General features: G+C 71.5%; 19 protein-coding genes. 12 read left to right on the forward strand and 7 right to left on the reverse strand.

The features are described 5' to 3' along the window. Position 1: 1 nt before the first annotated feature. The 3 genes from rbfA to BM385_RS23290 all read left to right on the forward strand — a co-directional run bounded on the left by rbfA (position 2) and on the right by BM385_RS23290 (position 2,492). On the forward strand, positions 2 to 523 hold the full coding sequence (gene rbfA / locus BM385_RS23280; protein WP_019436312.1) for a 30S ribosome-binding factor RbfA: 522 nt from the start codon (positions 2 to 4) through the stop codon (positions 521 to 523). Continuing rightward, entirely contained in the window at positions 520 to 1,452 is a 933-nt protein-coding gene (truB, locus tag BM385_RS23285; RefSeq protein WP_019436311.1) for a tRNA pseudouridine(55) synthase TruB, read from the forward strand. The genes rbfA and truB overlap by 4 nt, the downstream gene beginning before the upstream one ends. A gap of 92 nt (positions 1,453 to 1,544) precedes the next feature. Then, entirely contained in the window at positions 1,545 to 2,492 is a 948-nt protein-coding gene (locus tag BM385_RS23290) for a bifunctional riboflavin kinase/FAD synthetase (RefSeq protein ID WP_093844267.1), read from the forward strand. 96 nt (positions 2,493 to 2,588) lie between these two features. On the opposite strand, the gene BM385_RS28045 is transcribed toward BM385_RS23290, so the two are convergent. From BM385_RS28045 to eccE, 4 genes are all read right to left on the reverse strand, one after another. Continuing rightward, the gene (locus BM385_RS28045) at positions 2,589 to 5,357 is read right to left on the reverse strand and encodes an SCO5717 family growth-regulating ATPase (protein WP_254791714.1); all 2,769 of its coding nucleotides are present in this window, start codon (positions 5,355 to 5,357) and stop codon (positions 2,589 to 2,591) included. A gap of 253 nt (positions 5,358 to 5,610) precedes the next feature. Beyond that, complete coding sequence (locus BM385_RS23300; protein ID WP_093844268.1) at positions 5,611 to 6,423, reverse strand: DUF8017 domain-containing protein; 813 nt, start codon at positions 6,421 to 6,423, stop codon at positions 5,611 to 5,613. 163 nt (positions 6,424 to 6,586) lie between these two features. After that, positions 6,587 to 7,270, reverse strand: coding sequence for a hypothetical protein (locus tag BM385_RS23305; protein WP_019436307.1), 684 nt, complete (start codon positions 7,268 to 7,270; stop codon positions 6,587 to 6,589). Then, a complete protein-coding gene (gene eccE / locus BM385_RS23310) occupies positions 7,270 to 8,652 on the reverse strand; it encodes a type VII secretion protein EccE (protein ID WP_093844269.1) in 1,383 nt (460 codons plus the stop codon). Before eccE ends, BM385_RS23305 begins: the two co-directional genes overlap by 1 nt. Before the next feature lie 122 nt (positions 8,653 to 8,774). Between eccE and eccB the strand changes: the two genes are divergently transcribed. Genes eccB through BM385_RS23325 form a run of 3 tightly spaced genes read left to right on the forward strand, consistent with a single transcriptional unit; the run spans position 8,775 to position 12,971 of the window. Continuing rightward, a complete protein-coding gene (gene eccB, locus BM385_RS23315; RefSeq protein WP_019436305.1) occupies positions 8,775 to 10,283 on the forward strand; it encodes a type VII secretion protein EccB in 1,509 nt (502 codons plus the stop codon). A 14-nt stretch (positions 10,284 to 10,297) separates the two neighbouring features. Then, positions 10,298 to 11,533, forward strand: a complete 1,236-nt coding sequence (mycP, locus tag BM385_RS23320) for a type VII secretion-associated serine protease mycosin (protein WP_254791715.1) — start codon at positions 10,298 to 10,300, stop codon at positions 11,531 to 11,533. A gap of 19 nt (positions 11,534 to 11,552) precedes the next feature. Beyond that, a complete protein-coding gene (locus BM385_RS23325; protein WP_093844271.1) occupies positions 11,553 to 12,971 on the forward strand; it encodes an outer membrane protein assembly factor BamB family protein in 1,419 nt (472 codons plus the stop codon). A gap of 16 nt (positions 12,972 to 12,987) precedes the next feature. On the opposite strand, the gene BM385_RS23330 is transcribed toward BM385_RS23325, so the two are convergent. Next, complete coding sequence (locus tag BM385_RS23330; RefSeq protein ID WP_019436302.1) at positions 12,988 to 13,251, reverse strand: DUF397 domain-containing protein; 264 nt, start codon at positions 13,249 to 13,251, stop codon at positions 12,988 to 12,990. Between the two features lie 71 nt (positions 13,252 to 13,322). Continuing rightward, entirely contained in the window at positions 13,323 to 13,598 is a 276-nt protein-coding gene (locus tag BM385_RS23335; protein WP_026047855.1) for a hypothetical protein, read from the reverse strand. Between the two features lie 197 nt (positions 13,599 to 13,795). On the opposite strand from BM385_RS23335, the gene BM385_RS23340 reads away from it, so the two are divergent. From BM385_RS23340 to BM385_RS26885, 6 genes are all read left to right on the forward strand, one after another. Further along, positions 13,796 to 14,221, forward strand: a complete 426-nt coding sequence (locus BM385_RS23340; RefSeq protein WP_093844272.1) for a hypothetical protein — start codon at positions 13,796 to 13,798, stop codon at positions 14,219 to 14,221. Between the two features lie 47 nt (positions 14,222 to 14,268). Further along, positions 14,269 to 14,625, forward strand: coding sequence for a WXG100 family type VII secretion target (locus tag BM385_RS23345; protein WP_019436299.1), 357 nt, complete (start codon positions 14,269 to 14,271; stop codon positions 14,623 to 14,625). A 46-nt stretch (positions 14,626 to 14,671) separates the two neighbouring features. Further along, positions 14,672 to 14,971: a WXG100 family type VII secretion target gene (locus tag BM385_RS23350; protein ID WP_093844273.1), complete on the forward strand. Its 300-nt coding sequence runs from the start codon at positions 14,672 to 14,674 to the stop codon at positions 14,969 to 14,971. Positions 14,972 to 15,053: 82 nt separating this feature from the next. Next, positions 15,054 to 15,491, forward strand: coding sequence for a hypothetical protein (locus BM385_RS23355; protein ID WP_019436297.1), 438 nt, complete (start codon positions 15,054 to 15,056; stop codon positions 15,489 to 15,491). 11 nt (positions 15,492 to 15,502) lie between these two features. Next, positions 15,503 to 17,782: a hypothetical protein gene (locus tag BM385_RS23360; RefSeq protein WP_093844274.1), complete on the forward strand. Its 2,280-nt coding sequence runs from the start codon at positions 15,503 to 15,505 to the stop codon at positions 17,780 to 17,782. Then, the gene (locus tag BM385_RS26885) at positions 17,754 to 18,410 is read left to right on the forward strand and encodes a hypothetical protein (RefSeq protein ID WP_139275226.1); all 657 of its coding nucleotides are present in this window, start codon (positions 17,754 to 17,756) and stop codon (positions 18,408 to 18,410) included. Before BM385_RS23360 ends, BM385_RS26885 begins: the two co-directional genes overlap by 29 nt. Positions 18,411 to 18,414: 4 nt before the next feature. On the opposite strand, the gene eccCa is transcribed toward BM385_RS26885, so the two are convergent. Further along, on the reverse strand, positions 18,415 to 22,338 hold the full coding sequence (gene eccCa, locus BM385_RS23365; RefSeq protein ID WP_093844275.1) for a type VII secretion protein EccCa: 3,924 nt from the start codon (positions 22,336 to 22,338) through the stop codon (positions 18,415 to 18,417). Positions 22,339 to 22,403: the final 65 nt, after the last annotated feature.

Here is a 22,403-nt window from a genome sequence, read left to right on the forward strand (position 1 = left end):
AGTGGCCGACAAGGCGCGCGCGAAGAGGCTGGCGGACCTCATCCGCGAGGTGATCGCCGAGAAGCTGCACCGGGGCATCAAGGACCCCCGGCTCGGCACCCGGGTCACCATCACCGACACCCGGGTCACCGGCGATCTGCGGGAAGCCACCGTCTTCTACACCGTGTACGGGGACGAGAGCGACCGCGAGGAGGTCGCCGCCGGGCTGCGCAGCGCCAAGGGCGTCCTGCGCGCGGCGGTCGGCGCGGCGGCCGGGGTCAAGCACACCCCGAGCCTGGAGTTCGTCCCCGACGCGCTGCCGGAGACCACCCGCAACCTGGAGGACCTGTTCGACCGGGCCCGGGAGCGGGACGAGGAGGTACGCCGTACCTCCGCCGGGGCGCAGTATGCCGGCGGGGCCGACCCGTACCGCGAGGACAGCGCCGACCGCGAGGACGGCGCAGGCAGCACGGAGACCCGGGACGGCGCGGACACCGAGGGCACCGGGACCACCGGGAGCACCGAGGACCGTACCGACCGATGAGCAAAGCCAGCGGTGGCCCGGACGGGATCGTCGTCGTCGACAAACCCGCCGGGCACACCTCGCACGACGTGGTGGCGCAGCTGCGCGGCATCGCCCGTACCCGTCGCGTCGGGCACGCCGGGACCCTGGACCCGATGGCCACCGGCGTCCTGGTGCTGGGGCTGGGCCAGGCCACCAAGCTCCTCGGGCATCTGGCGCTCACCGAGAAGGAGTACCTGGGCGTCATCCGGCTCGGCCAGAACACGGTCACCGACGACGCCGAGGGCGAGTTCACCGGCGGCGCGGGCGCACCCGGCGTGGACCGGGCCGCCCTGGACGCCGCGGTGGCGGCGCTGACCGGCGACATCCTCCAGGTCCCCGCCAGCGTCAGCGCCATCAAGGTCGACGGCAAGCGGTCCTACAAGCGGGTCAGGGAGGGCGAGGACGTCGCCCTCCCCGCGCGGCCGGTGACGGTGCGCTCCTTCGACGTGCACCAGGTGAGCGCGGCGGTGGCCGAGGACGGCACCCCCGTCACCGACGTCACCGTGGGCGTGGTGTGCTCCTCCGGGACGTACATCCGGGCGCTGGCCCGCGACCTGGGCGCGGCGCTGGGCACCGGCGGCCATCTGACGGCGCTGCGCCGCACCCGGGTCGGGCCGTACGGCCTGGCCGGGCCCGGCGGCGCCCGCACCCTGGACGCGCTGCGCGCCGAGCTGACCGTGCTGCCGCTGGCGGACGCCGCCGCGGCGGCGTTCCCGCGCTGGGACGTGGACGAGCGGCAGGCGCGCCTCATCGGCAACGGGGTGCGCATCGCGGCGACCGGGCTGCCGGACGGGCCGGTGGCGGTGTTCGGTCCGCAGGGCGATCTGGTGGCGCTGATCGACGCGGCGGGGGACGCGCGGGCCAAGAGCCTCGCGGTGTTCGCCGCCCCGGCGGCCTCCCCGTCGTGAGGGCCCCGACCGGTGGCCGGGTACCTTGGAGCCGCGGCGGGCCACCGCATGGGCCCATCGGAATCCGCGAGAATCGGCGAGGAGCGTAAACGGTGCAGCGCTGGCGTGGCATGGCGGAGATCCCCGGTGACTGGGGGCGCAGTGTCGTCACCATCGGGTCGTACGACGGCGTGCACCTCGGTCACCAGCTGATCATCGGCAAGGCGGTGGAGCGGGCCCGGGAGCTGGGCGTCCCCGCGGTGGTCATCACCTTCGACCCGCATCCGACGGAGGTGATCCGGCCCGGCAGCCAGCCCGCGCTGCTGGCCCCGCACCGGCGGCGTGCCGAGCTGATGGCGGAGCTGGGGGTGGACGCCGTGCTGGTGCTGCCGTTCACCAAGGAACTCTCCCAGCTCTCCCCGGCGGAGTTCGTGGTGAAGGTGCTGGTGGAGAAGTTGCACGCGGTGTCCGTGGTGGAGGGGCCGAACTTCCAGTTCGGGCACCGGGCGGCGGGCAGCGTGGCGACACTGGCCGAACTGGGCGAGAGCTACGGCTTCGACGTCCGGGTCATCGATCTGTACGTGCGCGGCGAGGTCGGCGAGGGCGAGGCGTTCTCGTCCTCGCTGGCGCGCCGGCTGATCGCCGCGGGCGACGTGGCGGGCGCGGCGGCGGTGCTGGGGCGCCCGCACCGGGTGGAGGGCGAAGTGGTGCACGGCGCGGCGCGCGGCCGTGACCTGGGCATCCCGACCGCGAACCTGGACGTCGTGCCGGGCTCGGCGATCCCGGCGGACGGGGTGTACGCGGGCTGGCTGACGGCGGGCGAGGAGCGCTGGGCTGCGGCCATCTCGATCGGCACCAATCCGCAGTTCGAGGGCACCGTCCGGTCGGTCGAGGCGCATGTGGTGGACCGCACCGATCTGGACCTGTACGGGCAGTGGGTGGCCGTGGACTTCCACTCCTTCGTGCGCGGCCAGGAGACCTTCCCGAGCCTGGACGCCTTCCTGGCGCGGCTGGAGGAGGACAAGCAGCGGGTGCGGGAACTGCCGCCGCCCCCGCGGTGAGCGGTACGGCGGGCGGGTGACCGCCCCGCCCATCGCAGCGACACGACGACGGCCGCCGCCGGTCCCTCACGGACCGGCGGCGGCCGTCGTCCTGCGTCAGCGCTGCGGCGGCGGGGGCCCGCCCCACCCGCCGGGCTGCTGCGGGAAGCCGTAGCCCGGGTGTTGCGGCTGCTGGGGCTGCTGGGGCGGGTAGCCGTACCCGGGCGGCTGCTGCTGGTGCGGCGGTGGGTACCCGTACCCCTGTGGCGGCTGGCCGGGAACCTGGCCCTGGCCGGGCAGCGGCGGCGCCATGTGCGGCGGCAGCCCGCCGTCCTGGGTCCACAGCCCCTGCTGCTGCTGGGCGCGGACGAAGTCCTCGGCGATCAGCGCGGCGAGATCGAAGTACGCCTGCCGGGTCTTGGGCCGCATCAGGTCCAGGTCCAGTTCGGCGCCGGCCGCCAAGTGCTCGTCGAACGGGGCGACGACCACGCCGCGGCAGCGGGTCTCGAAGTGGGCCACGATGTCCTCGACCTTCACCAGCCGGCCGGTCTCCCGCACTCCGGAGATGACCGTGACGCTGCGCTGCACCAGCTCGCCGTAGCCGTGGGCGGCGAGCCAGTCGAGGGTGGTGCTGGCGCTGCTGGCGCCATCCACCGAGGGCGTCGAGACGATGATCAGCTGATCGGCGAGATCGAGGACGCCGCGCATCGCGCTGTAGAGCAGGCCGGTACCCGAGTCGGTCAGGATGATCGGGTACTGCTTGCCGAGCACGTCGATGACGCGGCGGTAGTCCTCGTCGTTGAACGTGGTGGAGATCGCCGGGTCCACGTCGTTGGCGAGGATCTCCAGACCGGAGGGCGCCTGCGAGGTGAACCGGCGGATGTCCATGTAGCTGTTGAGGTACGGGATCGCCCCCACCAGATCGCGGATCGTGGCACCGGTCTCGCGGCGCACCCGGCGGCCGAGCGTACCGGCGTCCGGGTTGGCGTCGATCGCGATCACCTTGTCCTGCCGCTCACTGGCCAGCGTGGCGCCGAGGGCGGTGGTCGTGGTGGTCTTGCCGACGCCGCCCTTGAGACTGATCACGGCGATCCGGTAGCAGGACAGCACGGGGGTGCGGATGACATCCAGCTTGCGCTGCCGCTCCGCCTCCGCCGCCTTGCCGCCGATCCGGAACCGGGAGCCCGCCTTGGAAGCGGGCTGGGAACGCTGCTTGTTGCGGCGCTTGTCCTGGAGCAGCCGGTCGGAGGACAGCTCGACGGAGGCCGTGTAGCCGAGCGCGCCGGGCTGGGCCCCCTCGTACGGCTGCGCGCCGGGCCAGCCCGCCGCGGCCCGGGGGTCCTGCGCCGGCTGCTGGCCCTGGGGCTGCGATGGCTGCCCCTGGTGGGCCTGCGGGTGCGGTCCCGGCTGCTGCGGTGGGGCGAACTGCGGACCGCCCGGCTGACCGTACGGCGGCGGCCCGGCGGGGCGGTCGCTCTGGTCGTCCTGGCCGGGCGACGGCGCCTGCGGATGGTGCGCGTACGGGGCCCCGGGCTGCGGCTGCGGGTAGGGCTGCCCGGGGGCGGGCTGGTGCGGGTACGCCGGGGCGGCGGGCGGCTGCTGCGGCGTCGGCTGCGCGTGCGGAGGGTGAACGCCGCCCGGTCCCGGCTGACCCGGCACGCCGGGCTGACCCGGCTGCGGGTACGGGGCGTGGGCGGCGGGGCCTGGCCCGCCGTGCTCCGGGGCACCCGGGTACGGCGCGGGCGGCGGCGGGCTCTGCACCGGCCCGCCCGGCCCCTGGCCCGGCTGCGGCTGCGGGTACGGCGCGACGGGCCCGGCCGCCGGCGGTCCGGCCACCGGCGGCTGCGGCGCGGCGGCGGGCGGCGCGTACGGCGCAGCGGGCGGGGGCGCGGGCGTGGCCGCCTGCTCCGGTTGCGCCGCCTGCTGCTGGAAGGCCGGCGGTACGGCGTCCTGCGGTTCGTCCTGCTGCGGGTCCTCGTCGGCCGGCTCCGCGTCCCCGCCCTGCGGACTCTCCTCCGCCTCCTCCGGAGCCGGAATCGGCGTCTCGGGCTCCGCGCGGGCGAACTCGACCCGGACGGGCGGCTGCTCCTGCGCGAAGTCCGCCGCACCCTTGGGAGTGAAGACGAATGTGGCGTCCGACGCGGGCGCGGCATCACCGGGGGCCGCGGGCGCGGCGTCGGCCGGTTCGTCCGGCCCGGGAGCTGCGGCCGTGTCGGTGGACGCGGCGGAAGCTTCCGTGGCCCGGTTCCCGCCGGCCGCGTCCTCCTTCTCATCCCGCGCTCCGGCGGCCTCCTCCGGTTCGCCGGCCCCGGCCGGTGCCGAAGGCGGTGCCCCGGCCGGCGTCGGCGGCTTGATCTGGAAGTCCGGCGGCAGCGGCGGCAGTCCACCCGGCGGCGCGGCCGGTGGCACCGGCGGTACGGCGCCGGGCCCGGCGGCCGGCGCGGGCTGCTGCGGCGGGCGCTGCTCCCGTACGGCCTTGCGCACCGCGGCGGCGGAGAACTGGAGCGTGGTGCTGTTCAGGCCCTCACCCTCCTCGCGCGGCGAGGGCGGCTGCTGCGGGGCCGGCGCGGGCGGCGGCACCGGCACATCCTGCGGGTGCAACTCGGGAACCGGCCCCCGGTCGGCGGCCGGTGGGGCGGCCGGCGGAGGAACGGCGTCCTGCGGCGGAGCAGGCGGCGCGGCGGGCGGCGGCACCGGGGGACCACCCACCGGCGGAGCGGACGGCACGGACGCCGCGGCACCCCCCGAGTACCAGGCGGGAGGCGTGTAGTCGATGGTGAACTGCCCGGTGGTCTCCGTCTCCTCCTCAAGCAGTTCCTCGTCGGGCCGTTCGTCGGGGACGGAGCTGTCCTCCCCGGTGCGAACCTTGTCCCGATCGGTGTTCACGACGCCTCCCGCTGCTGGTATTGCTTTCTGGCCCGGGCATCATGGGACCGTTACGCGGATGACGGACCTGAGCCCCCGTGCGGTTCCCTCGGCATGGACCGGGGTGAGTGGCCTCTCGGCGCGCACGCCGCGACCGCATCCAGCCTAATCACCATAGCGGCGGTAACCGCACCCTCCCCGCGAAGGCTTCGCTCATCACACCGGTCAAACCGGCGTGATACGGACAGGGGTGCGGCCGGCCGTCCGAGCCCGGTCAACCGGCGTCGTGGTACCGGATACTGCCCAGGATCTGCTCGATGGTCTCATCGGACAGCTCGTCGTCATAGCCGGTATCGGCCACCAGGCCCCATTCCACGAGATCGTGGACGGGATTGAGATACGAGACGCCGATGGCGAGACCGTCCCGCACCGGACAGCGCGCCTCCGGATTGTCCGGGCGCCCGGTGATCGTCGCGGTGGTCACATGGCCCCGCACGCCGTGGTCGTTGCCGAACGGCCGGGTCTCCGTCACCTCGACCTGGGCCCCCTCGTCCCGACCGTAACGCGACACCAGGAGGTCCATCGCGAGCTCCCGGCTCGATTCCTCGGTGCCTGTCGTCCCCTGACCACTCCGGGTTCCGGCCAGGGCCCTGGCGTCCACGAGGGCGTCGGCACCATCGGCCTCGGCCTCGGCCATGGTGTCCTCGGACCAGTACTCGCACGCGGGGTTCCACAACATGGCCGGGTCCCCGATGGTGACGGGGTTCTCCCAGTCGCCTTCCCGGCTGAACGACAGGGTCGACCCTTCCGGCCCCACGCCCCAGTCCGGGGGCACGTCGAACGCCGTGTACCGCTGGGAGCTGGTCACGACCAGCCAGTCCTCGGAAACCACGGACACCGACGAGTCGGTCATCGGAGCGCGCGGGTCATCGGGATGACGACTGCGGGCCCCATCGGCCTCGTCCGGTTTCCCGGTGGCGACCACCGCCCCGTCCGCGGCCCGGCCCGGGTCGGTGAGCACCAGCAGCGCGGCGATGGCCGTGAAGGTGAGTGCCGTGCCGGCCAGGCCGAGTGCCAGGGCCCGCACCGTGCCGTGTCCGCCGCCCCTGCCGCCCCCCGTGCCGCCGCCACCGGGCGGAGGCGGCCCACCGGAAGAGACCGGCCGCAGCCAGGACGGGTCCTGGTAGGGGTTCGCTCCGCACGGCTGATCGCCGAATCCCATCCGCTGTATTCCCTCCCCGCTCCGTCACTCAGCTGCTGGGATCCAGCCGGCTGGCATGCCCCAGCAACCCGGCCTCCCCATCGGTGGGCACCAGCCTCACCAACTGCCGGGCCCGCCGCGTGCACCACACCGTGGCGTCCTCCGCCAGCGTCGACAGCGCCTCCGTCTGCTGCGCCGGCAGCCCCATCACCGGACCGATACGGGCCCCCTCCTCCGGCGAGATCCGCTGCACCCCCACCAGCGCGGCGCGTTCGGCCAGCCGCGGCGCCACCGGGCTCAGATAGGGCAGCAGCGTCAGCACCGGCTGCCACGGGGCGGACACCACCCGCCCGCGCGGCGGCCGGATGCCGCAGTCGCGGACCACCAGCACCGGGTTGCCCAGCGTCGCGCCCAGCGGCGGCACCTTGCCCACCTCGTGCAGCGTCATCAGCTCCATGCCGCCGTCCGCCGCCTGCGCCAGCCGCGTCCACAGCCGGGGCCGCCCGGTCTCCACCGCCACCCGGGTGCCGGTGCCCACCGCGCGCAGCGCCAGCACCTGCGCCGTCCACACGCCGCCGATCAGCACGATCTCGTACGGCACCGGGTGATGTATCCCCAGCACCGCCGGCCGCCCCCGGACATCGACGCCGATCACCACGCCGTCGTCGCCGACCGGCAGCGCCAGCCCGGCGAGTTCGTCCGCGGTCAGTATCCGCCCGCCGCCCCGGCCCATCAGTGCCCGCCTCCCAGCGGCAGGGTGGCCCGCACCCCGCGCAGCTGCTCGTAATCCATCCGGGCCAGCCCGACCCGTACCCCCCGCGCCGTGTGCAGCAACGCCTCGCCCGCCGCCCGCAGATGCTCCTCGCCGCGCCCGGTGACCCGGACGTGCCCGGCCATCGACACCGCGTCGGCGCCGTGCCGGCGCAGCGTCAGCGCGAAGGTCGTCGCGAACGCCGGCCCCGAGGTCAGCGCCGCCACCAGCGCCGGCAGGGGCACCGATCCGGCGCCCGGCTCCGGCCACCGGCTCACCTCGAACGTCGTGTGCCAGCGGTCGTCGCACCGCCAGCCCCGGGTGCTCTCCGCCGTACGCCGCGGCCTGGGTCCGTCGCCCTGGCCGATCAGCGTCGTGGTCGCCGGGTTGGAGCTGACGCAGGCGGCGACCGCCGACAGCAGCTCCGCCTCCGACAGCACCGTGGTCCGGAACCCCGCCCCGGTCAGCCGGCTCGCGAGCTGGTCGGCGGCCCGGGTCAGTGCCCGCTGCGCGCCCCTCAGCCCGCCGCCGCGTTCGGCAACGGCGGCTCGGCACCGTTCCGGGTCGAGCCGCAGCGCCACCCAGGTCAGCCGCAGCCCGGGCGCCGGTGCGTGGCCGCCCTGCGCCGCGGTGCCCAGCAACTGGGCGTAGTTCCGCCCGGCGATCGCCTGGTCCGGCAACTGCGGCGCGGGCGCCGGCTGGGTGTGCTGCACACACTGCACCGAGTCCAGGACGATGCCGTCCGTCTCCAGCGCGTCCGCCAGCAGGGCCAGCGGCAACGGACTGCCGTCCCGCCCCGGTTGCAGCGGCGCGCGCGGCGCCTCCACCCGCAGTACGGCCGTGAGCCGGCTGCCGTCCCCGGCCATGCCCACATCGCCCGCCCAGGACGAGCCCAGCGCGCCGCTCCCCGCGCCTCCGGCGGCCTTCGAGCGCTGCACCGCGTAACTGCGCAGCCCCGGCTCGCACTCGGCAGCCAGCGACAGCAGCGGATCGACACCGGACGGCAGCGGACCCACGGCCCGCCGCCGGCGGCGGCGCAACCGCCGCACCGCCGCGGCCCACACCGGAAGCGGCCGGCCGCGCCGCCGGGCCACGGCGATCAGCACCAGGGCGGCGGCCGGTGGCGCGGCAGCCGCCAGCAGCACCGGGCTGTCCGCCGCCCAGGCGCCCAGCACCAGGGCCAGCGCCGCCTGCACACACACCAGCGGCCACACCACCAGTCCGGGACCGGACGCCGCGCCCGCCGCCCCGGACGCCGCCCGCGTCCCCCGGTCCGCCACCGGCGGACGTCCGGGCGCGGACACCGGCTCCCGGGACGCGGCGTCAGGTGCCGTGCTGTGGGCCGCCGTCACCGTGGTCGTCATCGTCAACGCCCCCCTCCTCCCGGTGATCGGTTCGTCACCCGGCATAGTAGAGGTCGACTCCGGCGACCGGCACAGCCGACCCGGACAGTTGAACCAGCCGCACGGGGGAGGAGCGCCCGGCCATGGCCTCGCGCAAGGACGAGCTGAACGCATACACCTACGCCAAGCGACGGCGGGTCGCCGCCTTCGTACAGCCCTCGCCCACCGGCAGCGACGAGGGCGCCCCGCGCCCGCTGCGCGCCGTCGTGCCCGGCCTGGTGGTCGGCGCGCTGGTGCTGGCGGGCTTCGGCGCCTGGGGGATGTTCAAGCCGGCCGTCCCCGCGAACTGGGACACGCCCAACAAGAACGTCATCATCGGCAGCGAGTCCACCACCCGCTACGTCGTCCTGACCACCGACGGCCGCGACCAGCTGCACCCGGTGCTCAACCTCTCCTCCGCCCGGCTGCTGCTCGACCCCGACTCCTTCGACATCGTCAGCGTCAACGAACGCGAGCTGGACAACGGCCGCATCCCGCACGGCGCCACCCTCGGCATCCCGTACGCCCCCGACCGGCTGCCGTCCGCCGCCGACGCCGGGACCGCCAAACGGTGGGCGGTGTGCCAGCGCCCCGGCGGCGGGGCCGGCGGCGTGCAGCAGGCGGTGTTCGTCCTCGGCGAGCGCGACGCGGACCGGGTCGAGGGACGGCAGCGGCTGCGCGACGGACAGGTGCTGTACGTCGCCTCCACCCGCGACCAGGCCAGCTATCTGGTGGACGAGGCGGGCACCAAGTACCTCATCGGCGGCCCGGACTGGGAACAGCTGCCCGGCGACGAGACGGAACTCCTGCACCGCTCGCTGGTCGGCAGCGAACAACAGCCGCAGCCCGTCACCGAGGAGTGGCTCGCCACCCTGAACGACGGCGACCCCATCGTCTTCCCGGAACTGGAGGGCGTCATCGGCGCACCGGCCGGCGTACCGGGCCTGGATCCGGGCGCCGACCTGGTCGGCACGGTGCTGCTCGCCCCCACCGGCGCCGGACCGCAGCACTACGTGGTGTTGCCGCAGAAGGTGGTGCCCGTCTCGGAGTTCACCGCCCGGCTGCTGTTGTCCAGCCCGGCCGCCGGACCGCTCGGCCAGGCGGGCCGCCCGCTGGAGGTCGGTGCGCAGACGTTCACCCCGGCCCCCGCCGCCGACAGCATCGACAGCGGGCGGCACTGGCCTGAGCACGCCGCCGAGCAGGTCAACGCCCTCGACGGGGACGACGATCCGCGCGAGACCGTCTGCTCGGTGCTGCGCGGCGTGGACGAGGACGACGGCGCCACCGAACTGAGCACCTGGGCCGGCACCGGCTACCCGGCCACGATCGTGAACGAGGCGGGCAGCGCGTACGTCACGCCCGGCTCCGGCCTGCTCTACCGCCAGGTCCAGGGCGAACAGGCCGAGGCGGGCGGCCTGTTCCTGGTCACCGACACCGGACTGCGGTACGCGGTGACGGCCGGCGCCACCGCCGACAAGAGCGCCGACGACACCCGGATCCGGCTCGGCTACCGGGACGTCACCCCGGTCCCGGTGCCCGCCCACTGGTCGCAGTTCCTGCCGGTCGGCCCGCGCCTGGATCCGGAGAGCGCCCGGCAGCCGCAGGGATCATGAGCGGGGGAACACGGATGGGACGACGGAATATCGTGGCGGCGTGCGCGCTGCTGGCGGGCGCGCTGTACGTACCGTACGGGCCGGCGGGCGCGGCCCTCGCCGACGACCGGCGCTGCACCTTCCCCTCGGAACCGATCGAGGAACAGCCCTGGTCGCTCCAGCGCGTCCTGCTGGACCGGCTGTGGCAGGACACCCGCGGGGCGGACATCCGCGTCGCGGTGATCGACAGCGGCGTGGACACCACCAACCCGCAGCTGGCCGACGCCGTCGACCGATCCTCCGGAGCGGACTTCACGCCCGAGGACCCGGACGAGGACGACGCGCCCTCCTCGGTCAGCCGGGGCGACGGAACGACGGACACCGTGGGCCACGGCACCAAGGTCGCCGGCATCATCGCCGCCCGGCCGGACGACGCCAGCGGCTTCGTGGGGCTGGCGCCGGAGGCAACGATCATCCCGGTGCGGCAGAACGACGCGTACGGCAGCGGCACGGTCGACTCGCTGGCCTGGTCCATCGACCACGCGGTGGCGCAGGGGGCGCGCATCATCAACATCTCGCAGGACAGCGAGCAACAGCTCAGCGACGACAACAATCTGAAACGGGCGATCGACGCGGCCCTCACCGCGGACGTCGTCGTCATCGCCTCGGTGGGCAACGACGGCGCCGACGGGTCGATGGCCGAGACCTACCCCGCCGCGTACGACGGCGTCCTGGCCGTGGCCGCCTCCGACCGCAACAACGAGCGCGCCTTCTTCTCCCAGTCCGGCGACTTCGTCGGCATCGCGGCGCCCGGCGTCGACATGGTCTCCACGGTCCCCGGCGGCGGCCAGTGCGTGGACAACGGCACCAGCTTCGCGGCCCCGTACGTCGCCGGCGTCGCGGCGCTGCTCCGCGCCAAGTACCCGGACTGGACGGCGCCGCAGGTCATCACCCATCTCCAGCAGACGGCGGAGCGCGGTATCCCCGGCCCGGACCCGTACATCGGCTGGGGCGTGGTCGACCCGGTCCGCGCCCTCACCGAACCGGCGGCACCCGGCGACGCCCCGGTCCCGGACGAGCCGGCGCCGCCCGCCCCGGCGCCCGACATCCCGGAGCTCCAACTCGGCGAGTCCTACGCGGACCGCGCCGAACGGCTGGGCACCTACGTCCTGCTCACCGGCACCGTCCTGACGGCCTCGGTGGCCGGCACCGCACTGATCCTGCGGGACCGCCGCCGTCGTCGCCGTCGCCGTACCACCGCCACTTCCTGACCCGTCCGGGAGACCCCAGATGTCCCAGCCCCACGGCGGCTTCGGCCCGGCCATCCCGCCGCCTGCCCCCACCGGCGGACACCCGCGCTGGGCGGCTCCGCTCCTCATCGCCCTGTCCCTGGCGGTGCTGGTGTCGGCCGGCGGCCTGGTGTGGGCGATCGACCAACGCCTGGGCCGGGAACCGGCCGCTGCGGAGCCGGCGCCCCCGGCACCGCTGCCGGCCGAGCCGATCGAGGCGACCCTGGCCTGGCAGATCCCGGCACCCGACACCAGCTCCTTCGACGAGGAGGTGTGGGAGGCCGGACTGTGGCTCCATGAGGACACCGTCGTGCGGGTGATGCCCGACGCCCTGGTGTCCTACGCGGTGTCCGACGGCAGTGAACGGTGGAGGATGCCGCTGGCGGCGGGACGCAACGGCTGCACCTCGTCCCCGCGGGTCGACGCGGGCCGGATCGCCGTCCTCTCCGGCATGAGCTGTGAGCATCTGATCGTGGTCGATCTGACGAGCGGCGAACAGCAGGCCACCATCGCGCTGGGCACCACCCGGATGAAAGCTCCCTACCTGCAGCCGGCGATCCTGGGCGACACGGTCGCGATCGGCTCCTGGAACGGAGGCGCCGGGTTCCGGATCAGTGACGGCGAGCAGCTGTGGTGGCACCAGCCGAGCGGGCGGTGCGCCGAGACGGGTTTCACGGTGCTGGAGGACCGCTTCGTCTCCCGGCTGGAGTGCGGGACCGGCTGCAACGACCTGGGCGTGTGCGGGTACGGCCACACGGGCACGGGGTTGCGGGCGACGACCGAGGACGGGGAAGAGCTCTGGCGGTGGGATTTCGACTACGAGGTGGAGGGCTCCCGGCTGGACATCACCGGGGTGATCTCGGTCGAACCACTGGTCATCCACGTCCGTCTCGACGGTATGTTCCCCGGTGACGAGCGGGTGTTCGTGGTCGAGGACACCAGGAACTCCGTGCTCACGGAGGTGGGCTACGAGAAGCACCGGCACGCGTCACCTTGCTCCCTCCAGGCCCCCTGGTGGTGCGGCGGCGCCCTCGTCGGCGGGGACTACCTCGCCCTGTCGGGGATGGACGCGGTAGGGCTGTCGGTGTTCCGCCTGACGACGGGCGAGCTGGTGGGCGACGTCCCCGCCGATGGAGCGACCATGCGGCCGATCGCCATGGTCGAGGGCGAACTGCTCGTGTACCGGGGCGAACGGGGGGAACACCCGGGGGCGCTGTTGGCGATCGACCCGGAAACGCTCGCGGAGCGCACGGTCATGACCCTGGACGGGAACGCCGCCCCGGAGGCCGACATGTGGGGAGCCTTGGGTTACGACGTGCGCATCGCGTGGGACTCCCGGACCCGGACCCTGATCATGGCCTCCGCCGCTTTCCACACCAACGCCCCCCGGAAGGAAGCGGCCCTGCTGGCCTACCGGTGACGCGGCACGGTCCGGCTCACTCGATGTCGAACTCGCCGTCCCGCGCGCCCAGGACGAAGGCCTCCCACTCGGCCGCGGTGTACCGCAGCACGGTGTCGGGGTCGCTGGAGTTGCGCATGCCGACGCCGCCGCCGGGCAGGTAGGCGATCTCGACCCGCTCCTCCTCGGGGCTGCCCGGCGCGCTCAGCCACTCCACCCCCGAGATGTCCAGCGCGTACAGTTCGTCCTTCTCCCGCTCCTTGCGAGCGGCGATCTCGGCCTCGGTCTCCGTCCCGGACATCGCGGGGACTCCCTTCTCACCACAAAGCTGCCGACTGCGACCGATGGTAACGCAGCGCACCCGGGCGTGAACTATCGGCTGCGCAGGAGCCATTCCGCGAGCAGGACGAGAACGAACCCGGTGACCAGAACCGCCATGCCCAGCCGGGTACGGCCCCGGCGGCTCATCTCGATGACGGCGCCGGACAGGACGAACGCCGCGCCGTAGAGCCCGAGGGACACCAGGGAGGAACCGTCACCGAGTTGCATGACGAGCACCACCGCCATCACGGCCATGGCCGCCGCGCCGATGCCCATCCGCAGTCGTCTGGCCTGCCGTGGGGTGAGTCCCTGCGGTGTCGAAGTCACGTCAAGAGCATAGACGTTCGGTCTCTCCCGGTACTCAGTGCCGTGGATGAGTACCTGTACGGATAGCGGGCGCAGGAACCGTCACTAGTCTCACTCGCGTGGTTACCCGCGTGTCTGTCCGATGTAGCCGACGCCTAAGATGAGCTACGAACGGCAAGGGAGGGGGCACGGGGGGTAGATGAAAATGGGGGTGGGGCATGCCCGATGAAACCGGCTCCGCGCCGGACCTGATCGTTTCCCCGGAGGCACTGGGAGCCTTCCGCGGGCGGCTCGACGATCTGCTGACCAGGACGCGATCGGCGGGCCTGACGCCGTCGCTGATGGCCGAGCTGCGGCTGGACCAGTACAACTTCGGTGGCCTGATTCCCGGGATGACGCAGATCTCCCATGAGTTCCAGAGCGCGACCCACCGGCTGGAGGCCTTCATCCGCATCCAGCAGGACCTGATCGAGGCCCTGGGGATCGCGACGCTCATCTCGCAGCACGGTTACGAGAACGTCGAGGCGGAGAACAGGGAACGCCTGCAGCAGATCATGGCGCGGCTGGCGGAGGACTACACACCACCACCGCCGATCACCGACCAGGACCTCCACGGCCCGCCGGGCATCACACCCCTGCGCTGAGTGCCGTGAGGATTGCCTGAATCGATCACCAAGGAGGAGGAGTCAGCATGGCGGAAGAGCCTGCGAACAGTGATCTCACCGTCAGCAGTGGCGATATCACCACGCTGCTGGGGCACTTCGAGGAAGCCCAGCAGCTCATCGCCTCGATGAGCGCCCAGTCGGACGAGACCAAGACGACCGTACGGGCGCACTGGCAGAGCACGAGTGCCGGGGAGTTCAGCCGGGGCCAGGAGCAGCTGGGCCTCGACATCCACAAACTCTCGGCGGCTCTGGAGAACCTGGCGGAGCTGGTCCGCCTGAGCCGGGACGGCTTCTCGACCGAGGAACAGGAACAGGCCGCGGCCCTGAAGTCCGTGTACGCCCCGTTGTCCACCGGTGGAAACCCCGTGGTGGCCGGGCTCTAGACGGAGACCGAGAGGTTCCGGCAATCGACTGTGTGAAGGGCAGACCATGACAGACGACCACATCTCCGTCAGGTATTCAGGGCTGAACCAAGGAAGCGAGGAGCTGAGTGAGATCGAGCGCCAGCTGAAGGAGAGCCTGGAGAAGATCGAAGCCGCGATGCGCGCCGTCTCGGCCGGCTGGATCGGTGAGGCCAAGACCGCACTGGACCAGAACATGGTGGTGTTCAACGCGGAGCTGGACAAGCTCCGTGGCGTATCGGGCGCCATCGGCGGCGCACTGGTGAACATCATGGGCAATTACCACCGGGTCGACCAGCGCCACGCCGGGCTGATCGCCCCGGCCTGACCTCTGGCACCCACTCTCCGGGACACAGGAGTCATCCTGTGTCCCGGAGAGTTCGGCAGGTCGGAGGAGGAGGCCGGCAGCAGTGGGCTTCGATGAGGAATGGGCCCGGATCAAGGCGGACGCGCGCGATGAAATCGCTCGTACACAGCTCAACAGCACGTCGCCGGCCGGAGGTGAACAGGGGGAACTCGTCGTTCACAGCGCCGATATCAGCGCCATCGGGGTGCAGGCCGATGAACTGGCGACGTCCTTGCAGGAACACGGGCTGGTGGCTGACAATCCGACGCGCGTCGCCGGCATCCTCCTGCGCACGCCCGGGTTCGAAACCGGCAGAGCGCTGACCGACGTCGCGGAGGCATGGCAGTCCCAGGTGGAGACCTTGACCGAAGCCTGCCTGGGGATCGCCGGGCACCTTCACCACACAGTGACGGATCACGCGGGGGGCGAGCTCGAGAATCAGGCTGAACTGGTCAGGGCCCGGACATCCGAGACGGTACGCCATATCACCGGCATGGCGTGAAAGGGTCAGACATGGGTGCGGGCGATCGCCTGGGATTCGAGGAGCTCTTCAACGCCCCGCTGGACGAACTGCGCAAGGCCAGGGACAGCTGGGACGAGCAGGTCCAGCGTCTCACTGAGTTGCAGGAGCCGGCCGAGAACATGGCAGGCCAGGCACGATCGGCGAGCTGGGAGGGCGAGAACGCGTCCGTCACCGTGCCGCACGTCTTCGCTCAGGCCGGCCAGTTCGAAGCAGCGCTGCTGCAGGCCACCTCGCTCCGGAACATCTGCAGAGACGGATACCACCGGCTCAAGGGCTATCAGGACCGTCTGGGAGAGTTGATCGACGAAGCGGCGGCGGACGGTGTCCACGTCTCCGGCTCCGGACGGGTGGACGCCCGGCTGTCCGAGGTGGACGGCGAGACGCGCCGGATTCGGCAGCAACGCGCGCTGGAGGTTTCGCAGAGCATCGAAAGCGTCCTCCAGTCCGCGACGGACGCGGACCAGAGCATTGCCCAGGCCCTGCGGGACGCCAAGGGCACGGATCCGTACGCCTTCAACCCCGTCGAATACGCCAACCTTTCACAGGCTGAGACGGCCTACGCCGACGCCCAGCACTTCATCGAGCTGGCCGAGCGGGGTTCCGAACTCACCGATGACGAACTGCGCACGTTCAGTTGGCTGGCCGAATACTATGCGGACGACCCGGTTTTCGCCGAGCGCGTGACACTCGCTCTGGGAGCAGAAGGGACACTGCGACTCTGGGCCGACCTCAGTTCCGGAAACTGGCACCCGAATTCCGAACGATGGCAGATCATGGACGGCCTTCAGACCAATCTGGGTAACCTTCTGGGCACGGCGACCCGCTCCGACTCCGTAGCCATGGGGGAGTGGGAGCAGGACATGCTCGGCCTCGGAGAGCAGCCCATCAACGGTGGTCCCCGCGGGTATCAGGTGATGAGCGCACTGATGCGCGACGGTGAGTACGAGACGGAGTTTCTTCTCGACTACGGCGAAGCCCTGATGAACTTCGAGATGGAATTCGTCGCGGGTTACGGTGGTTCCGACCCGGTCCTGGGTGGCTCAGGGGCACCGAACTGGCGTCTTTGGCACTCCGACACACGACTCAACTTCGGGGACGCGGATGACTTCGGCCAGGACCCCGTGGTCGGCTACATGAGCGCGTTGAGCCACAATCCGGAGGCTTCCACCGCGTTCTTTGCCGCCCCCGAAGGGTTTGATCCTTCCGACCGGGAATCGGAGATCAGCCGTCGCCTCGCATACCTTTCGCAGGAGCGTACGTGGTGGACGAGCCCCGATGCTTTCGTTCCAGAGGCCATCGGAATTCACCCGATAGTGGGAGAAGCTCTGGTGGCGGCTACGACAGGCATCTCACCGGAAATGCTCGATCCTGAGGCCATGGAAGAAGGTGGCTTCGGGGACTACCGGACCGCGGACACGGCCAGAGTCATGGATCAAGTCATGCATCTGTACGGAACTCTTGATCCGGAGCTATTGAGCAGTCAGCCAGAAATGAGTACTGCCCTCGGTTTCATGACGGGCATGTACATGGATGACATCAACTATGCGGTTTCCGGGATGGGGGACGAGAAAAACGCCGAGCATGCCGATATCTTTGCGACCTCGTACGGCGACACATTGGAGTCCGGAAGATACTCCACAATTCGCTTTCTGAGCGTTATCGGGAAGGATGAGACTGCTTACGAGAGTGCAACCCTGCTTCAGCACGTCTATATGTTGGGGAAGCTGGATGAATTCCCGCCGACCGACTCGGATAATTTTATTTCCGGATCCCAGATCCTTATGGCGGGAGGTGAGGTGCGCGGCATTCTGGATCATGCACGAGCAGAGCAGGTCGCTGCGGATTATGTGGGAGACTCAGCAGCTGCGCAGGCAGCATTGGCCAGTTCTGCGGAATGGAAGGGTGCTGCGGTCGGCGCTGCGGTGGGTGCTGGTGTTGCCTTTGTGACGGCTCCGTTCACGGGTGGTCTGAGCGGCTTCCTGGTCCCCATAGGCGCTGATATGGGCGGAGAATTTTTGAGCACGTTCTTCGAAGGGTTCATCGATGACGGCTCCGATTCGGACGGTCAGGCGGAGAAGAAAGGGCAGCTTTCTCGGCAAGGGTTTTTTGAGGCCGGGGAAGAAGATATCGCGGAACTTCTGAATCTCTATACATCCTCGGCCGAGTCGTACATCGATCGAGAAAGTATATCTGTGCAGCGAAGTCTCGTGGAGGGTTCTTACGTAAATGGGAGGGCCAGTGATGAAGCGTATGGATATCTGCCTCACTAGAAATGCGCGCAGTGACGGCGGTGGTCTCTTTTCCAGGATGGCGCTCCGTCCGATATTTATCGGTGCGGGGGCGCTGTTGGTCGCTTCTTGTCACAGCCCTGCGGAAGAACCTGGAATCTCAGGCGTTGCCGCAGAGGAGATCTGCGGCGGTATCCTCTCGGCTGACGCCGCCACTGCTCTCGAAGATCTCTCCGGCATGACGCAGTTCGGTGAGTTGCCAGAAGATCCGGCAACCGAGCTTTCGAACTCCATCGCACGTCTGCGTTCAGCGGAACCCGGGGAAGAGAAAATATGCAGCGTCTATGCGCCCCCCGATTCCGATCTCCCGTCCGTCACGATCTCGTTCGAATGGGTCTTGCCCAATTTTTCCGGTGATGGCAGGCGCTACGACACCGGTATGAATGCCACCGTATTGCCGAACACGGCGATCATCGCATTCCGATGCGAGGGCGAAGATTACCCCTCCGAGAAAGTGATGCTGGGAAGGTTGAGTATTCGCTCCGGGGCAGGGACGTCGGAGGGCCAGATGGCCATCGTCAACTCAGCATCCCGGGCAGTGGCCGAAGAGCTGGGTTGCCTCGACGAGTCCGGTCTTGTCGAAGGCGTTCCCCAGCCCCTCGGCGACTAGCTCCCTACTCCTCCGGGAGCCAGCCCAGCTGGATCTGCGGGTTGCCCTTCTTGCGTGTGGTCAGGACCGCGCGGCCCGGCGGTTGGGGACGGGCCCGGACGCCGCTCATGATCTCGCCCTCCTTCGGGTCCCCGGACAGGATGAGGGCCTGGGCGCCGAGGTCGCGCAGCCGCTGCATGAAGGGCTCGAAGAAGGCGCGGGCCACCCCGGCCGAGTTCCTGGCGATGATGAAGTTGATGCCCACGTCCCGGGCGTAGGGCAGGTGCGGGGCCAGCTGCGTCAGCGGGTTGTTGGAGTTGGCGGCAACCAGGTCGTGGTCGTCGACGATCAGGAAGATGCGCGGACCGGTCCACCAACTGCGCTCCCGCAGCTCCTGGATCGTGATGTCCTCCCGCGGCGAACGCTTCTCGAAGACCGACCGCAGGGCTACCACGTCCTCGATCAGCTTCGACTCCATGATCGCGTAGTCCGCCACGTACTCCTGGGGCGCCGCCGCCATGAGGGAGCGGCGGTAGTCGGCGATGATGAAGCGGGCCTGCTCGGCGGGGTAGCGCTCGGTGATCTTCTGCATGATCAGCCGGAGCGCCGCCGACTTGCCCGACTCGCTCTCGCCGAGGACCAGCAGGAACGGGTCCTTCTCGAAGTCGAGGAACACCGGCTCCAGATCGGTCTCGCTGATCCCGATCGCGATACCGGCCTCCGGGCGAGTCGCGCCGTGCGGGAGCCGTGCGGCCGGCAGCACGCGCGGCAGCATCCTGACCTGGGGAGCCACGGTGCCCTGCCACCGCTCGGCCACCGCGGCCACCAGCGCCGCCGTGCCCTCGGCGAGGTCACCCGGGGTGCTCCGTCCGTCGATGCGCGGCAGTGCGGCCATCCAGTGCAGTTTCTCGGGAATCTGACCCCGGCCGGGAGCGTTGGCCGGCACCGCTCGGGCGATCTTGCGATCGAAGTCCGAATCCAGCGCCTCCGCCAGCTTCAGCTCCAGCCGGTTGCTCAACTGGTCCTTCAGCGCGGGCCGCACCTCCATGTGCCGGGACGCCGCCACGACGACGTGGATCCCGTACCCCAGTCCGCGGGACGCCAGATCGTTGATCACCGGCTCCAGCGTCATGTCGTAGTCCTGCTTGAACGCCCCCCAGCCGTCCACCAGCAAGAAGACGTCCCCCCAGGGCTCCTCGGCGAACTGCCCCGCCGCCCGCATCTTGCGGTAGGTGGTGACCGAGTCGATGCCGTGCCGGCGGAACAACTCCTCGCGGCGCGCCAGCACACCCGCCACCTCGGACACCGTGCGCCGCACCCGGTCGGCGTCCAGCCGCGAGGCGACACCGCCCACATGCGGAAGACCCTCCAGGGAGGCGAGCCCGCCGCCGCCGAAGTCCAGGGCGTAGAACTGCACTTCCTGCGGCGTATGGGTCAGGGCGAACGACGCGACCAGCGTGCGCAGCAGCGTCGACTTGCCCGACTGGGGGCCGCCGACGATCAGCATGTGACCGCCCGCGCCGGAGAAGTCCCGGTACAGGGTCTCCCGGCGCTGCTCGTACGGCTTGTCGACCTGGCCCAGCGGAACGACCAGCGTGCCGGTCGGCCCCCTGGTCACCAGTTCGTCCAGCGTCGCCGCCGCGTCCAGCGGCGGGAGCCACACCTGGTGCGCCGAGGGGCCCTGGCCCTCCAGGCGGCGGACCACCACGTCCAGCACGGTGTCGGCCAGGGCGTCGTCCTGCGGCGCCGGGCGGTCGGCCGCCACGGGCGTGCGCGGGTCGGGCTCCGGGTGGGGGAGCGGGACCGGGGCCGCCGAGAACAGCACCGGGTGGCGCCGCACCGGGGCCGGGCCCGCCGGGGCCTGCTTCGTGGTGCCCTCCCGGTAGGGGCCGGAGACGTACGCCGCCTTGAACCGCACCATCTCCTCGGTGCCCGACTTCAGGATGCCCGAGCCCGGGATCTGCGGCAGGTGGTACGCGTCCGGCACCCCGATCGCCGTACGCGACTCCGCCGCCGAGAACGTCCGCAGCCCGATCCGGTACGACAGGTACGTGTCCAGGCCCTTCAGCCGGCCCTCCTCCAGGCGCTGCGACGCCAGCAGCAGGTGCACCCCCAGTGACCGGCCGATGCGGCCGATCTGGATGAACATGTCGATGAAGTCCGGCATCGCCGTCAGCAGCTCGGAGAACTCGTCGATCACCAGCACCAGCGACGCCAGCGGCTCCAGCGGCGCGCCCGCCGCGCGGGCCTTCTCGTAGTCGTGCAGGTTCGCGTAGTTGCCCGCCGCCCGCAGCAGTTCCTGGCGGCGCTGGAGCTCGCCCCGGATCGAGTCGCCCATCCGGTCCACCAGCGTCAGATCGTCCGCCAGGTTGGTGATCACCGCCGAGACGTGCGGCAGCTGCGCCATCCCCGCGAACGTCGCGCCGCCCTTGAAGTCCGCCAGGACGAAGTTCAGCGTCTCGGAGGTGTGGGTGACGGCCAGCCCCAGCACCAGCGTGCGCAGCAGCTCCGACTTCCCGGAACCGGTCGCGCCCACGCACAGGCCGTGCGGGCCCATGCCCTCCTGCGCCGCCTCCTTCAGGTCCAGCATCACCGGCTGGCCGCTCTCGTCCACCCCGATCGGCACCCGCAGCCGCTCCCCGGCCGACCGCGGCCGCCAGGTCCGCGACACCTCCACCGCCGCCGGGTCGCCGAGCCCCAGCAGGTCCCCGAAGTCCAGGTCCGCCAGCAGCGGCTCGTCCTCCTCGCCGCCCGTGCTCAGCCGCAGCGGCGCCAGCTGCCGGGCCAGCGCCTCCGCCGCCGCCACCGGCAGCTGATCCGGCTCCCCGTCGAAGAACACCCCGTCGCCCGCGTCGAACCGCAGCGACCCCGCCGCGCACCGCACCGCCAGCCGCCCCCGGGCCGGCTCCGGCTCACCCGGCAGCACCTCGACCACGGTGACGCCCTGCAGCCCCTCCGCCGACGCGAACGCCGAGTGCGGCGGCACCCGCACCCCGTCCAGCACCAGCACGACGTGCGGCTGGTCCAGCACCGGCTTGCCGTTCGCCGAGAACCGACCCCGCCCGTCCAGGCGTTCGGCCAGCTCCTCCTCCAGCTCCGGCACACTGCGCCCGATCAGCCGCCGCGACCCCGCGCCGTCCACCGACCCGGCCTGCACATGGGGCAGCCACTTCGCCCACTCCCACTCCGCCGCCGCGCCCTGCGAGGTGGCCACCGCCACCGTCACGTCCTCCGGGGAGTGCAGCGCCGTCAACGACGCCACCAGCGCGCGCGCCGTACCCCGCGCCACCTCCACGTCCCCCGCCAGCACCACCTGGTAGAAGCCGCGCAGCGACACCGCCATCGGCAGCCCCGCCACCGTGCTGTGCGTCGCCAGGAAACGCCGCATGGCCCCGGCCGTCAGCGGCTCCAGCTCGTCCACCGGCGCGGTCACCGGCGGCACCAGCGGCGTCGCCAGGCCGTGCTCACCCAGACCCAGCCGGACCTGTCCGAAGTCCCCGTCCCCCGGACGCCGCTCCCACAGCCGGCTGCCCTCGGCCACCAGCGCCCACAGCTGCTCCGGCGCCGGATGCAGATACAACTGCGCGTCCCGCTGCGCCCGCGCCGTCCCCCACACGGCACGCCGCGTGCGTCCCAGATACCGCAGGTAGTCCCGCCGCAGCTGGCCCATCTGCCCCTGCGTGCCACGCCGGTGCCGGATGATCATCGCCACCACCATGGCGCCCGTCGAGACCATCATCAGCATGCCCATGATCCGCATGAACGGATGGGCGTTCGGCATGAAGAAGAACACCACCGACGACCCCATGCCCAGCATCGGCATGAGCTGCATGAGCACCCCGTCCTGCGGGCCCTTCGGCAGCTCCGGCGGCGCCTGTACCGCCACCTCGTCGCCCGGCACCTCGGCCGGCAGCGTACGCGGCGGACGTTTCACGATGATCTGGCTCATACGGCCCCCCGATCCGACAACCCCTGCGGCGCCGCCCGATCCTACTGACCGGCTCCGGAACCACA

The organism is Streptomyces harbinensis (assembly GCF_900116145.1).
Classification (GTDB): domain Bacteria; phylum Actinomycetota; class Actinomycetes; order Streptomycetales; family Streptomycetaceae; genus Streptomyces; species Streptomyces carpaticus.